This window comes from Ruegeria sp. N7, from assembly GCF_056531345.1.
Window position 1 is genome coordinate 857703 of the sequence record NZ_JBQFLR010000001.1, and the last position, 12971, is coordinate 870673.

A 12971-nucleotide genomic window follows, 5' to 3' on the forward strand; every position below is an offset into this window, starting at 1 on the left:
ATGCACGTCGTCTTTCGCGAAAGCCACGGGCTCGAGGAAACCGAGACCCCAACCGATCTGGGCCAAAGCCCGGGTGATCTGGTTGTGCTGTCCTTTTCCGACAGTGACCTGGGCGCTTTCGCGGCGGGCTGGCATCGCGGCGGCGGGCCTGAGGGGCGGATGCCCACGATGCGGCTGGCCAATCTTGCGGCGCTGAAGCACCCTCTGTCCGTCGATACCTATGTCGAACAGACACTTGAGGGCGCAAAGGGCATCCTGATCCGTCTGATAGGTGGCGTGCCCTATTGGTCTTACGGGCTGCAACAGGTTCTGGCACTGGCGCAAGCCAAAGGCATCGCGTTAGCCGTTTTACCGGCGGATGGGCGTGAAGACACTCGGTTGGATGAGTATTCGACCCTGCCCCTCTCGACCCTGAGGCGGCTGGCACATCTGTGTGACACCGGCGGCGAAGTCGCCGCGCAGGCCGCATTGGCCCAGATGGCCTTGGCAGCAGGGCTTTATGCCGGGCCAGTGATGGGCGCGAAAACCCTGCCCGAATGCGGTGCGTGGTGTCCAGATCAGGGTGTCGTCCCGGTGGGTTCCGCATTCCAGAGCGATACGAAACGCATCCTTGTCACCTTTTATCGCGCGTATCTGACATCCGCAGACACCGCCCCGGTCGCGGCCCTGATCCGCAGCCTGCGCGCCCGCGGGCTTCAGGCGGTGGGTCTGTTTGCCCCGTCGCTCAAGACCCCAGCCGCTGCCGACTGGCTCAGGGAACAGGTCGTCGCCTTGCGACCGTCGGCGATCATCAACGCCACTTCATTCTCGGGCAAGGGCGCGTCCGGCACGTCGCCTCTGGACGCAGCGGATGTGCCGGTGTTTCAGGTCGCTCTCGCCACCTCGCGACGCAAGGCCTGGGCGGAGGCCGAACGCGGCCTGTCACCCGCCGACCTCGCCATGCATGTGGTATTGCCCGAAGTGGACGGGCGAATATCGGCAGGCGTTGTCTCTTTCAAAGAACCGGGCAAGCGCGATCCGCATTTGGAATACTCGCGTTTTGCGCATCGGGCCGAGTCGGACCGGATCGAGGCGATCATCGATCGGGTATCGGGCTGGCTTGCCCTGAATGACAAACCCAAGGCAGACCAGATCCCCGCGTTGGTACTGTCCACATATCCCGGCAAAGACTGGCAAATGGCCCATGCGGTTGGTCTCGACGCGCTGGCCTCGGCTGAGGCGATGCTGTCTGATCTTTGCGGTGAAGGCTACGACATCGCGGCTGGCGATCCGGTTGCCGACGCACTCTTGGACGCCCGGATATCGTGGCCGCTTGAGGATTATCTGAGCGCACTCGCTGAATTGCCCCAAACCCTGCGCACCGATCTGCACACCGTATGGGGCAATCCTGAGCAAGACCCAACTTTCACTCAGGGTGCGTTTCACTTCACGGCTTTGCGACGCGGCAAGGCGCTGGTCGCACTGCAACCAGAGCGCGGAACACCCGAACTGCGTGATGACGACTATCACGACCTTTCGCGTACCCCGCGCCATAGCTATGTCGCCTTCTATTTGTGGCTGCGCAAAGGTCTTGGCGCGGACGCGCTGATCCATATCGGTGCGCATGGCACACTGGAATGGCTGCCCGGCAAATCGGTCGCCCTATCAGCAGACTGCTGGCCCGAGGCGCTGATCCGTGACCTGCCGGTGATCTACCCGTTCATCGTCAACGACCCAGGTGAGGCCGCGCAGGCCAAGCGCCGGATCGGCGCGGTGACCCTGGGCCACATCCCGCCCCCCATGAAAGAAAGCGGAACGCCTGACCGGATGGTGCGACTGGAAGCCCTGCTGGACGAGTTCTCAAACGCGGACGGCCTTGACCCCAGACGCCGTGACCGGTTGCAGGAAGATATCCGGGATGAGGCGCAAGCCATTGGGCTGGAGCACGATCTGGGCCTGAACCAGGCCACCAGCACCGCGGAAGCAATCACGCGCATCGACCGCTTTGTCTGCGATATCAAAGAAAGCCAGTTTGGCGACGGGCTGCACGTCTATGGGCGTGTTCCGGATGTGATCGGCAGTTTCGACCCAGCCCCATCCGCCCATGCCGAACGCAAGGCACTGATCAATGCGTTGGCTGGCAAGCGGATCGAGGCTGGCCCGTCCGGCTCGCCCTATCGGGGCCGCTCTGACGTGCTGCCGACCGGGCGAAACCTGTTCACCACCGACCCGCGGTCTGTGCCCACCCGCGCAGCCTACACGCAAGGCGTGAAACTGGCCGAGGAACTGGTACGGCGGCACTTGCAGGAGGAAGGCGATTACCCGAAAGGGCTGATTGTCGATCTGTGGGGATCGGCCACCATGCGCACTGCGGGCGAAGAATTCGCCATGGCCCTGCACCTGCTGGGTGTAAAGCCGGTTTGGGATAAGGGATCCGAGCGGGTTTCGGGTATTGAAGTGCTGCCCATCACCGACCTGAGCCGCCCGCGCCTGGACGTCACCTTGCGGGTTTCGGGCTTGTTTCGCGATGTGTTCCCCACGTTGTCAGCCCTCTATGGTCAGGCGGTTCGGGCATTGTCAGAGCGTGACGAAGCGACCGACTGGAACCCCTATGCCGGTCACGCCCCGGCTGCGCGGGTGTTTGGCCCGGCACCCGGCAGTTACGGCCTGAACATGACCCATCTGTCCGAGACCTATACGGACGAGGCGCGCGCCCAAGCCGGGGAGGCATGGCTTGAGGCCAGTTCGTACGCGCTGGAAGGTGAACACATCGCGCAGGACAAAGCGGGGATCACGGATCGTGTCGCCAAGGCCGACAGTTTTGTTCACCTCCAGGATCTGACGGAAACTGACCTGCTGCTGGCCAACGATTATGCCACGCATGAGGCCGGTTTTGCCGCCGCCAAGAAATTCGTCGGCGGATCCGCGCAGCTTTACCATCTGGACAACACCAACCCCGATAATCCGCGCGCCCGGACTCTGCCGGAAGAAATCAGCCGCGTCGTTCATGCCCGTGCTGCCAACCCTGGCTGGATCGCGGGGATGCAGCGCCATGGTTTTCGCGGCGCCGCCGAGATTGCTGCGACGCTGGATCACATGGCCTCTTTTGCGCATCTGTCCGGAACCGTCGCTCCGCATCTATTTGATCTCTACCACGAAGCCACATTGGGCAATGAGGCCGTTGATGCCTTTCTGCAAGAGGCCAACCCGAAGGCCCATCAGGCCATGCAAGACAGGTTCCGTGCATTGCTGGAAGCGGGGCTTTGGAACACACGCCGGAATTCGATCCGTGCCGACTTGGAGGGTTTGGGATGAGTGCACCTATCGTTCAAGGCTGGTGCCCTGGCGCACATCGCCCGATGATGTCAGGCGACGGGCTGGTCGTGCGGGTCCGTCCGCGTCTGGCGCGACTGAGTGCCAGGCAGGCTATTGGTTTGTGCGAACTGGCTGAACGGTTCGGCAACGGCACCATTGACCTGACCAATCGTGCCAACCTGCAACTGCGCGGCGTGGATGAGCGCGACCACCAGCCGTTGCTTGTGGAACTTGCAGCGCTGAACTTGCTTGATACGGAACCCGGCATCGAAGTACGCCGCAATATTCTGGTCACTCCGCTCTATCAGGCGGGCGATTTGACCGCGCGGCTGACACTGGAGTTGATTGATCGACTGGCCGAATTGCCTGCTCTGCCCGCTAAGTTTGGTTTTGCCATAGATACAGGCCCGAAGCGCCTGTTGGCCTCGGATTCTGCAGATATTCGTCTGGAGCTGGGTGCCGGCGGTCCGATCCTGCGCGCCGACGGCTGCAAAACCGGGCGGTCTGTGACCGAGGATAACGCCATTGACAACGTGATCGCATTGGCCCTGTGGTTTTCTGAGACTTACACGGCCGAGACACGTCGCATGGCGCGGGTCACCCACGCGTTGCCACAGGAATGGCAGGGATTTGCCCCCGGTCCTTTCGGTGAAAAACTGCAACCCGGCCCCTGTGAACTGGGTGCTCTCTACGGCGCGGCTTTCGGCTCGCTGCCTGCGCACAAGCTTTGTGAACTGATCGAAGCCAGCGGCGCTTCTGCCTTGCGTGTCACACCGTGGCGGCTGATCCTGCTGGAAGGCGGGGCGGCGATACCCGCCCCGGATTTTGTCACTGACGGAGCCGATCCGATGATGACAACCGACGCCTGCCCCGGCGCGCCGTTCTGCCCGCAAGCGCAGGTGGAAACGCGCGACATCGCCCGTGCATTGGCCCGGCGCATTCCCGGTCGCCTGCATGTCTCGGGCTGCGCCAAGGGATGCGCCCATATGGGCCCGGCCGACATCACTGTGGTCGGCAACAACGGGCGATTTGATCTTGTCAAACAGGGCCGCGCGGGGGATGAGCCCAGCCAACGCGGGCTCGACCCGGAAACACTCATGACTATGGACTTCACCTGATGCCCTATACATACGAAACTGATGGCGCGGCGATCTACAAGGAAAGCTTTGCCACCATCCGGTCCGAGGCTGATCTGGCCCGCTTTGATGCCGATGAAGAGCAGGTCGCCGTTCGGATGATCCACGCCGCCGGCATGGTCGGGCTGGAGGAGTTTGTACATTTCTCACCCGGGTTTGTGCAGACCGCACGCACGGCGCTGGAAAACGGCGCGGCGATCCTGTGTGACGCGCGCATGGTCAGCGAAGGTGTGACCCGCTTCCGTCTTCCTGCCGACAACGAGGTAATCTGCACCCTGCACGACGAACGCGTGCGTCCCCTGGCCGCCGAGATGAGCAACACCCGTTCCGCCGCTGCGCTGGAATTGTGGCGGCCGCATCTGGAGGGCGCGCTGGTCGCCATCGGCAATGCGCCCACCGCGCTGTTTCATTTGCTGAACATGCTGGAAGACCCGGATTGCCCGCGCCCTGCCGCGATCATCGGCTGCCCGGTCGGATTTGTCGGAGCGATGGAATCCAAAGATGCGCTATGGCAGGCGCAACCGGTGCCGTCCTGCATTGTCAAAGGTCGTCTGGGCGGCAGCGCCATCACCGTGGCGGCCATCAACGCCATTGCAAGCCGGGCAGAATGAAGATGGGCACCATATACGGTGTGGGCCTTGGACCCGGCGATCCGGATCTGATGAGCGTCCGGGCTGATCGCCTGCTGCGCAACGCCAAGCATGTGGCATTCTTTCGCAAACCGGGTCGCAGCGGTCAGGCCCGCAAAATCGTCAACGGGATGATCCCCGAAGGCGCGATTGAATTCCCGATGGAATACCCTGTGACCACCGAGATCCCGGTCACCGATCCACGTTATAACGAGTTGCTGGCCACATTCTATGAAGAGTGCACAGCACACCTGAAGACGCTGTCGGAACAGGGCGAGGATGTGGTGGTCCTGTGTGAGGGCGATCCATTTTTCTACGGCTCGTTCATGCATCTTTACAATCGGTTGCGTGACGAAGCTCCGGTCGAGGTTGTTCCAGCCATCACCGGCATGTCCGGTGCGTGGACGGCCACGGGCGATCCGATCACATGGGGCGATGATGTGCTGACCGTGCTGGTCGGCACCCTGCCCGAGGAGGTTTTGGCTGAACGTATGGCGCAGACAGATGCTTTGGTCGTGATGAAAATCGGGCGGAACATCGACAAGGTAAAACGCGCACTGAAAACCTCGGGGTTGTACGACCGCGCTTGGATTGTCGAATATGCGCAAATGCCGAACCAGACGGTGACAAAACTGTCCGAAGCCTGCGGGAAGATCACCCCGTATTTCTCGATCATCGTTGTGCACGGTCAGGGGCGGCGACCATGAGCGGCTGGGTCAAGATCGCAGGCCTTGGTCCGGGGGACGAGACGCTGGTCACCCCCGAAGTTACAGCGGCTTTGGCCGACGCCACCGATGTGGTGGGCTACATCCCTTATGTAGCCCGCGTGGCCGACCGACCCGGCCTGACCCTGCACGCCAGTGATAACCGGGTTGAAATCGACCGCTCGCAACACGCGCTGCAAATGGCCGTCGAAGGCAGGCGGGTGGTTGTTGTGTCCTCGGGCGATCCCGGTGTGTTTGCGATGGCTGCCGCTGTGTTCGAAGCGTTGGAGAATGGCCCAACAGAATGGCGTGACATTCAGGTAGATGTGCTGCCGGGGATCACCGCAATGCTGGCCGCATCTGCCCGCGCGGGCGCTCCGATGGGGCATGATTTCTGCGCCATCAACCTTAGCGACAACCTAAAGCCTTGGACGCTAATCGAAAAACGCCTGCGCTTGGCTGCGCAAGCCGATTTTTCGATGGCCTTCTATAATCCCCGCTCGAAGTCTCGCCCGGAAGGCTTTGTAAAGACACTGGAAATCCTACGCGAAGAATGCGAGCCCGAGCGGGTGATCCTGTTTGCGCGCGCCGTGTCACGAGCGGATGAGGTGATCCGGGTTTCTACCCTGGCCGAGGCCACGCCCGAGATGGCGGATATGCAGACCGTGGTTATTGTCGGTTCGTCGCGCACCCGAGTCATCGAACGCAAAGGCACGCCGATCGTCTATACGCCACGCTTCACCCCGGTCGAGGATCAGGGATGAGACACCCAGTCCAGCACCTGTGCGACAGTCGAAAGCTCGGTCCGCTTTGGCAGAACAGGGCGCTCGATCATAAGCACTGGCAGGCCCAGCGCCCGCGCTGCGTCCAGCTTGGCGCGCGCGCCCAAGCCGCCCGCGTTCTTGGACACCACAAGTTGCGTCCTGTGTTGCTGCATCAATGCGCAGTCATCGGCTTCTGCAAAAGGACCCCGGGCCACGACAACCTGCGCCAAAGGAAAAGGCACGCTGTCAGGCTCGTCCACCAGACGCAGCAGGTAGTGATGCTGGGGCTGGGCTGCAAAGTCTTCAAGATGCATACGCCCGACAGCCAGGAACACACGCTGCGGATCACCTGCAAGCGCATCGACGGCGGCAGTGATATCGGGCACGCGGTGCCAGACATCGCCGGGTTGCAGCTTCCACGCCGCGCGGGTCAAGGCGGCCAGTGGAACCTGAGTTGTGTGACACGCCTCAATCGCGTTCCGGCTCATCTGCGCCGCAAATGGATGGGTCGCATCCACGACATGGGTGATCGCGTTTTCACGGATGTAGTGGGCCAGACCTTCCGGGCCGCCAAACCCGCCAACTCGCACCGGCAACGGCTGCGGACGCGGGGTTTCCACCCGTCCCGCATAAGAATACACAGCCGCAATCCCTTGTTCCGCAACAGCTTTGGCCAAAGCGTTGGCCTCGGTCGTGCCGCCAAGAATCAGGAGGTTGGGCATGTCTGAAACTCCGTGGCTGACCGTTCTGGGATTGGGCGAAGATGGGTTTGATGGCCTGTCGCCTGCAAGCCGTCAAGTGCTGGACCGGGCCGAAGTGATCATGGGGCCGCCTCGTCACCTGTCGCTGCTGCCGGAAAACGAGGCTGAGCGCGTCGAATGGCCGGTGCCGTTCTCGGACGGATTGCCGATCCTGAAAGGCCTGCGCGGACGGCAGACGGTGGTTCTGGCGTCAGGTGATCCGTTCTGGTTTGGCGCGGGGTCCGTCATCGCGCGTAACTTCGATGCCAACGAGTGGACCGCCCTGCCCGGCCAGTCCACATTTTCGCTGGCCGCTGCGCGGCTGGGCTGGCCTTTGGAAAGCACGCTGACCTTTGGCCTGCACGCTGCGCCTTTGACCCGATTGCGACCGCATCTGGCCCCGGGACTTCATGCCATTGCGCTATTGCGTGACGGCAAGGCAGTTGCTGAACTGGCGACATATCTTAGCGAAACCGGATTTGCCGACAGCGCGTTGCATGTGATGCAGGCCCTCGGCGGCCCGCGTGAAAGCGTCCAGACAGTGAGCCTGACCGAAGCTTTGCTGGGAACCTTTGATCATCCCGTCTGCGTCGGGTTGGAAGTGACCGGCACTGGGCGGGGACTGTCCAAGGCCTCGGGCAAGCCAGATGATCTTTTTGAAACCGACGGCCAGATCACCAAACGCCCGATCCGGGCGCTGACCCTGTCCGCATTGGCGCCACAGAGAGGTGAGCATCTGTGGGACATTGGCGGTGGCACCGGCTCGATCAGCATCGAATGGCTGATGTGCGACCCGACCATGACCGCCACCAGTATCGAACCCCGTGCCGACAGGGCCGAACGCATTCGTCGCAATGCCGACGCGCTGGGGCAGGATCGGTTACAAGTTGTCCACGGTACCGCACCCGAAGCGCTGGCCGGATTGCCCCTGCCGGACGTGGTTTTCATCGGCGGTGGGCTCAGCACTAGCCTGCTGGCGTGGCTTCGCGATGCCTTGCCCGCTGGCACCCGGTTGGTCGCCAATGCGGTAACGCTGGAAAGCGAAGCCCTGTTGGCGCGATGGCACGAAGACCTGGGCGGAGACCTTTTGCGGATCGAACTGGCACATTCTGCACCGCTCGGACCGCGGCGCGGCTGGAAGGCTGCCTATCCAGTCGTACAGTGGAGCGTGACGCTATGATCGTGGCAGGTTTGGGCTTTTCATCAGACGCGACGACAGACAGTTTGCGCGCCGCCTATGACGCGGCAGCGGCCAGCCATGATGTCCAAGCTCTGGCGACGGTTGCCGACAAAAGCGGCCACTCTGCGCTGGTGGCCTTTGCGGAAAGCCTTGCTCTTCCGCTGCATTTCGTGGCGGCTGCCGATTTGGCCGGACAACGCACCCTGACATGCTCTAACCGCAGCCGCGCCACTTATGGCACCGGCAGCGTTGCCGAAGCATCGGCCCTTGCCGCCGCCGGGTCCGGCGCGCGGCTGCTTTCACCCAGACACATTTCGGACGACCGGCTGGCCACCTGCGCCATCGCCATCGGAGGACAAACATGACCGTTCATTTCATCGGCGCCGGACCGGGCGCTGCAGACCTGTTGACATTGCGCGGGCGCGACATCATCGCCTCGTGCCCTGTGTGCCTATATGCCGGATCACTGGTGCCCGAGGAAATTCTGAGCCACTGCCCCAAAGACGCAAAAATCATCAACACTGCGCCCATGGATCTGGACCAGATCATGGCCGAGATCGAAGTCGCGCATAAAGCGGGTCAGGATGTGGCGCGGCTGCATTCGGGCGATTTGTCAGTCTGGTCGGCGATGGGCGAACAGATCCGCCGCCTTAAAGAAATGGGCATTCCGGTCAGTGTGACCCCTGGCGTACCATCCTTTGCCGCCGCCGCAGCGGCCCTGGGCGCCGAACTGACCCTGCCGGGACTGGCGCAATCGGTGGTTCTGACCCGGACGCCGGGGCGCGCGTCATCCATGCCCGAAGGTGAAACGCTGGTGAATTTTGCCCGTACCGGCGCGACTTTGGCTATTCATCTGTCAATCGGCAATCTGGACAAGGTTATCGCAGACCTGATCCCGGCTTATGGCGCCGATTGTCCGGTGGCCGTTGTGTATCGCGCAAGCTGGCCGGATGAAAAGATCATCCGCGCAACGCTGGAAACCCTGAAAGGGTCGCTGGACGAAAGCATCTCGCGCACCGCTTTGATCATGGTCGGCCCCGCGCTGGCCGGTGAGGGATTTGACGAAAGCTGTCTTTATTCCAGAGATTACGACCGCCGCTATCGCCCGCAAAGTGCCGACAGCCCTTGGTCAAGCTGGAGCCATGGTGATGACTAACCCTCCGGGTATTCTGATTTCAGCACCATCTTCGGGTACCGGCAAGACGACGGTCATGCTGGGCCTTTTGCGCGCGCTGGCCGAAGATGGCCTGACCGTGCAACCCTTTAAAAGCGGGCCGGATTATATCGATCCCGCCTTTCACCGGGCGGCTGCCGGGCGGGCTTCGTTCAATCTGGACAGCTGGGCAATGACGGATCCCCTGTTCAGCGCTATTTCCGCTCAGGCTGAAGGCGCTGACATTGTGGTGGCCGAGGGCTCGATGGGTTTGTTCGACGGTGTCGCAAAGCCCGGCGAAGTTGGACACGGTTCAAGCGCCGAGACCGCCCTGCGCATGGGCTGGCCCGTTGTGCTTGTGTTGGATGTGGGCGGGCAGGCACAATCAGCGGCGGCAACGGCGCTGGGGTTCAGGATGTACAATCCTGACCTGCCCTTTGCCGGAGTGATCCTGAACCGATGCGCCAGCCCCCGCCATGAACGCCTGACCCGTCTGGGGATGGAGCGCGCGGGCCTGCCTGTTCTGGGCGTCCTGCCCCGGCGTGGTGATTTGACCCTGCCCGAGCGGCATCTGGGACTTATTCAGGCGGTCGAACATCCCGATCTGGAAAGCGCCATTGTAGGTTATGCCGCGTTCTTGCGAGAACATGTGGACCTTGACGCAATCAAGCGGGCGGCTTCCTCAGGCCCCGGCGGGCCATCGTCAGCCGCGCTGCCGCGCCCCCCCGCCCAGCGGATCGCGCTGGCCCGCGATGCCGCCTTTTCCTTTACCTACCCCCACCTTTTGCAGGGGTGGCACGATGCGGGTGCCGAGATCTTGCCTTTTTCCCCCTTGGCGAACGAACTTCCGGCGGCGGATGCCGATCTGGTCTGGCTGCCCGGCGGGTACCCCGAATTGCACGCCGGAACATTGGCAGCGGCCACCACCTTCCTGAGTGGTTTGCGAAAACATGCGGAAACAAAGCCGGTGCACGGAGAATGCGGCGGCTACATGGCACTTGGTCAGGCGCTGATCGACAAGGACGGCGTGCAACATGAAATGGCCGGCTTGCTGGGGCTCGTCACATCCTACCAGAAGCGCAAGTTCAATCTTGGCTACAGAAAAGCCGAGTTGTTGGCCCCCATGCCCGGCTTTGCCAAAGGCGCAGCCTTGCGCGGGCACGAGTTCCACTATTCCTCGATCGTGGATCAACCGGACGCCCCATTGGCACGCGTGTTTGACGCCGAAGGGGAAGAAGGTCCGCAAACCGGATCACTGCGTGGCAATGTCACTGGCACGTTCTTTCACCTGATTGCGGAGGCGTCGGCATGAGCGGCTTTGTTTCTTTCATCGGCTCTGGCCCCGGTGATCCGGAACTGCTGACACTCAAGGCGGTGGACCGGATGCAAAAGGCCGATGCGATCCTGTTCGACGATCTCAGCAGCGGCCCGATCCTGAGCCATGCGCGCGACGATGCGGATCTGGTTGGCGTCGGAAAGCGGGCCGGTCGTCCGTCCCCCAAGCAGGGCCATGTCAGCCGGTTGTTGGTGGATTACGCGCAGTCCGGTCAGCATGTGGTGCGCCTGAAATCAGGCGACGGCGGTATGTTCGGACGGCTTGAGGAAGAGCTTGTCGCCCTGCGCACAGCCGGAATCGCCTATGAGATTATTCCCGGCGTCCCCTCAGCAGTGGCAGCGGCAGCGGCCGCAGGCATTCCATTGACGCGCAGGCTCACGGCCCGGCGGGTCCAGTTCGTGACCGGCCATGACGTCAGTGGTGAGTTGCCCGACGACCTGAACCTCAAGGCGCTGGCTGATCCGCAGGCCACGACCGTCGTTTTCATGGGCAAGCGCACCTTTCCCCTGCTGGTCGAAGCCCTGCACACGCAAGGATTGCCGTTGGATACTCCGGCGCTTATGGCCGAATCCGTCTCGACCCCCGAGCAAAAGCTGCAACGCGCCACGATTGGCGCGCTGGCAGAGCAGCTAAGAACCGAGATTGGCAAAGCACCGGCGCTGATCCTTTATGGTCCGCTGGCGGAGTTCGACGATGATTGATCTGAGCTTGATCGGTATCGGTACCGGCAATCCGGATCATGTAACGTTTCAGGGCGCGCAGGCGATCCGGGCGGCGGATTTGATCCTGATTCCACGCAAGGGGGAAAACAAGGCTGATCTGGCCGGGCTGCGTGAAGCGATCATCGAGCGTGTCGCCGAAACGCCGCCGCAGATTGCCTATTTCGATATTCCCCAGCGCCGGGCCGACGATGGCTACCTGCGCGGTGTCGATGAATGGCACGACGCCATCGCCCTGCGCTGGCAAGCGGCCATAGCCGCTCATCCAGAGGCGCAGCATGTCGCGCTGCTGATTTGGGGGGATCCGTCCCTCTATGACAGCTCACTGCGCATCGCTGCCCGGTTGAACCCGCAACCCAATACCAAGGTTATCCCCGGCATCACCGCCTTGCAGGCGCTGACCGCCGCCCATGCGATTCCGATCAATGATCTGGGCGCGCCCTACGTTGTCACAACCGGTCGTCGTATCCGGGATGAAGGCTGGCCTGATGCGGCCTCGAACGTCGCTGTGATGCTGGACGGCGAATGCTCGTTCCAAACCCTTGATTTGGCAAGTTATGACATTTGGTGGGGCGCCTATGTGGGTATGAAAGAAGAGGTTCTGATCAGTGGCCCGCTGGATGAGGTTGCGCAGAATATCCTTGAGACCCGGGCGAAAGCCCGCGCCGAACATGGCTGGATCATGGATATCTACCTATTGAAGGCTCGACGGAAGTAACGCACGGGCACATGAACACGGGTTTGTGATGTCGCGGGTCGGTCAGGTCTGGCACACAGGTTGCACCTCAATACAGGATACGTGACAATGAAAGCCCTCATTCCCTTGCTCTGCCTGATCGCTTTACCCGTTTGGGCACAGGACGCCCCAACCGGTTGGACCGTGTTTCCCGCGGACAAGACCTACTCGGAACTGGTCGATGCAACCAAGGCTGCGATCAAGGACAACGGATTGATAGTGGTGACGCAGGCTGGACCCACCAAGGCAGCTGCGGCACGAGGGATCACCATTCCGGGTAACATGGTGATTGGCGCGTTCAACAACGATTACGCCGTAAGGGTGCTGGAAACCTCTACCAATGCGATGATCGAAGCACCGATCCGTTTCTATGTCACCGAGAACGAGGACGGAACCGCAACCCTGTCTTACAAGACCCCCAGTTTCGTGTTTGACCCTTACATGGCGGAAGGCGGGCAAGCCTTGCAGGACATTGCCGCGGAACTGGATAAAACTTTTCAATCCGTCGCTGAAGACGCAGTCAAATAGTCACACTGACGTGATCCGCCTTGCGTCTGGTGGCGTCCTCCGCAATCTGCTT

13 protein-coding genes are annotated in these 12971 nt (G+C 61.9%); 12 read left to right on the forward strand and 1 reads right to left on the reverse strand.

Annotated elements, in window-relative coordinates; translation table 11 throughout:
• Genes cobN through cobJ form a run of 5 tightly spaced genes read left to right on the forward strand, consistent with a single transcriptional unit; the run spans position 1 to position 6527 of the window.
• Positions 1-3294, forward strand: a complete 3294-nt coding sequence (cobN, locus tag ACR0ES_RS04275; RefSeq protein ID WP_480772911.1) for a cobaltochelatase subunit CobN — start codon at positions 1-3, stop codon at positions 3292-3294.
• Complete coding sequence (locus ACR0ES_RS04280) at positions 3291-4412, forward strand: cobalamin biosynthesis protein CobG (protein WP_480772912.1); 1122 nt, start codon at positions 3291-3293, stop codon at positions 4410-4412. Before cobN ends, ACR0ES_RS04280 begins: the two co-directional genes overlap by 4 nt.
• On the forward strand, positions 4412-5041 hold the full coding sequence (locus tag ACR0ES_RS04285; protein ID WP_480772913.1) for a precorrin-8X methylmutase: 630 nt from the start codon (positions 4412-4414) through the stop codon (positions 5039-5041). Before ACR0ES_RS04280 ends, ACR0ES_RS04285 begins: the two co-directional genes overlap by 1 nt.
• Entirely contained in the window at positions 5038-5766 is a 729-nt protein-coding gene (locus tag ACR0ES_RS04290; RefSeq protein WP_480504568.1) for a precorrin-2 C(20)-methyltransferase, read from the forward strand. Before ACR0ES_RS04285 ends, ACR0ES_RS04290 begins: the two co-directional genes overlap by 4 nt.
• Positions 5763-6527, forward strand: a complete 765-nt coding sequence (gene cobJ / locus ACR0ES_RS04295; protein WP_480504566.1) for a precorrin-3B C(17)-methyltransferase — start codon at positions 5763-5765, stop codon at positions 6525-6527. The genes ACR0ES_RS04290 and cobJ overlap by 4 nt, the downstream gene beginning before the upstream one ends.
• Here cobJ and ACR0ES_RS04300 read toward each other — a convergent pair.
• Positions 6518-7249: a cobalt-precorrin-6A reductase gene (locus ACR0ES_RS04300; protein ID WP_480484228.1), complete on the reverse strand. Its 732-nt coding sequence runs from the start codon at positions 7247-7249 to the stop codon at positions 6518-6520. The genes cobJ and ACR0ES_RS04300 overlap by 10 nt on opposite strands.
• On the opposite strand from ACR0ES_RS04300, the gene cbiE reads away from it, so the two are divergent.
• The 7 genes from cbiE (at position 7248) to ACR0ES_RS04335 (ending at position 12919) form a co-directional block, all read left to right on the forward strand.
• Complete coding sequence (gene cbiE / locus ACR0ES_RS04305; protein WP_480485191.1) at positions 7248-8447, forward strand: precorrin-6y C5,15-methyltransferase (decarboxylating) subunit CbiE; 1200 nt, start codon at positions 7248-7250, stop codon at positions 8445-8447. The genes ACR0ES_RS04300 and cbiE overlap by 2 nt on opposite strands.
• Positions 8444-8812: a cobalamin biosynthesis protein gene (locus ACR0ES_RS04310; protein WP_480484230.1), complete on the forward strand. Its 369-nt coding sequence runs from the start codon at positions 8444-8446 to the stop codon at positions 8810-8812. The genes cbiE and ACR0ES_RS04310 overlap by 4 nt, the downstream gene beginning before the upstream one ends.
• Positions 8809-9603, forward strand: coding sequence for a precorrin-4 C(11)-methyltransferase (gene cobM, locus ACR0ES_RS04315; protein ID WP_480484231.1), 795 nt, complete (start codon positions 8809-8811; stop codon positions 9601-9603). Before ACR0ES_RS04310 ends, cobM begins: the two co-directional genes overlap by 4 nt.
• The gene (locus tag ACR0ES_RS04320) at positions 9590-10912 is read left to right on the forward strand and encodes a cobyrinic acid a,c-diamide synthase CobB (RefSeq protein ID WP_480485190.1); all 1323 of its coding nucleotides are present in this window, start codon (positions 9590-9592) and stop codon (positions 10910-10912) included. Before cobM ends, ACR0ES_RS04320 begins: the two co-directional genes overlap by 14 nt.
• Positions 10909-11637 carry a uroporphyrinogen-III C-methyltransferase gene (gene cobA, locus ACR0ES_RS04325; protein WP_480772915.1) on the forward strand — a complete coding sequence of 243 codons (729 nt, stop codon included), beginning with the start codon at positions 10909-10911 and terminating at the stop codon, positions 11635-11637. Before ACR0ES_RS04320 ends, cobA begins: the two co-directional genes overlap by 4 nt.
• Positions 11630-12373, forward strand: coding sequence for a precorrin-6A synthase (deacetylating) (gene cobF, locus ACR0ES_RS04330; protein WP_480504556.1), 744 nt, complete (start codon positions 11630-11632; stop codon positions 12371-12373). The genes cobA and cobF overlap by 8 nt, the downstream gene beginning before the upstream one ends.
• Positions 12374-12460: 87 nt before the next feature.
• Positions 12461-12919: a DUF302 domain-containing protein gene (locus tag ACR0ES_RS04335; RefSeq protein ID WP_480585105.1), complete on the forward strand. Its 459-nt coding sequence runs from the start codon at positions 12461-12463 to the stop codon at positions 12917-12919.
• The last annotated feature ends 52 nt before the right edge of the window (positions 12920-12971 follow it).

Bases quoted from the DNA above. Each gene is read 5' to 3' on its own strand.
- cobN (WP_480772911.1), top strand. From the start codon at position 1: ATGCACGTCGTCTTTCGCGAAAGCCACGGGCTCGAGGAAACCGAGACC.
- ACR0ES_RS04280 (WP_480772912.1), top strand. From the start codon at position 3,291: ATGAGTGCACCTATCGTTCAAGGCTGGTGCCCTGGCGCACATCGCCCG.
- ACR0ES_RS04285 (WP_480772913.1), top strand. From the start codon at position 4,412: ATGCCCTATACATACGAAACTGATGGCGCGGCGATCTACAAGGAAAGC.
- ACR0ES_RS04290 (WP_480504568.1), top strand. From the start codon at position 5,038: ATGAAGATGGGCACCATATACGGTGTGGGCCTTGGACCCGGCGATCCG.
- cobJ (WP_480504566.1), top strand. From the start codon at position 5,763: ATGAGCGGCTGGGTCAAGATCGCAGGCCTTGGTCCGGGGGACGAGACG.
- cbiE (WP_480485191.1), top strand. From the start codon at position 7,248: ATGTCTGAAACTCCGTGGCTGACCGTTCTGGGATTGGGCGAAGATGGG.
- ACR0ES_RS04300 (WP_480484228.1), bottom strand. From the start codon at position 7,249: ATGCCCAACCTCCTGATTCTTGGCGGCACGACCGAGGCCAACGCTTTG.
- ACR0ES_RS04310 (WP_480484230.1), top strand. From the start codon at position 8,444: ATGATCGTGGCAGGTTTGGGCTTTTCATCAGACGCGACGACAGACAGT.
- cobM (WP_480484231.1), top strand. From the start codon at position 8,809: ATGACCGTTCATTTCATCGGCGCCGGACCGGGCGCTGCAGACCTGTTG.
- ACR0ES_RS04320 (WP_480485190.1), top strand. From the start codon at position 9,590: ATGGTGATGACTAACCCTCCGGGTATTCTGATTTCAGCACCATCTTCG.
- cobA (WP_480772915.1), top strand. From the start codon at position 10,909: ATGAGCGGCTTTGTTTCTTTCATCGGCTCTGGCCCCGGTGATCCGGAA.
- cobF (WP_480504556.1), top strand. From the start codon at position 11,630: ATGATTGATCTGAGCTTGATCGGTATCGGTACCGGCAATCCGGATCAT.
- ACR0ES_RS04335 (WP_480585105.1), top strand. From the start codon at position 12,461: ATGAAAGCCCTCATTCCCTTGCTCTGCCTGATCGCTTTACCCGTTTGG.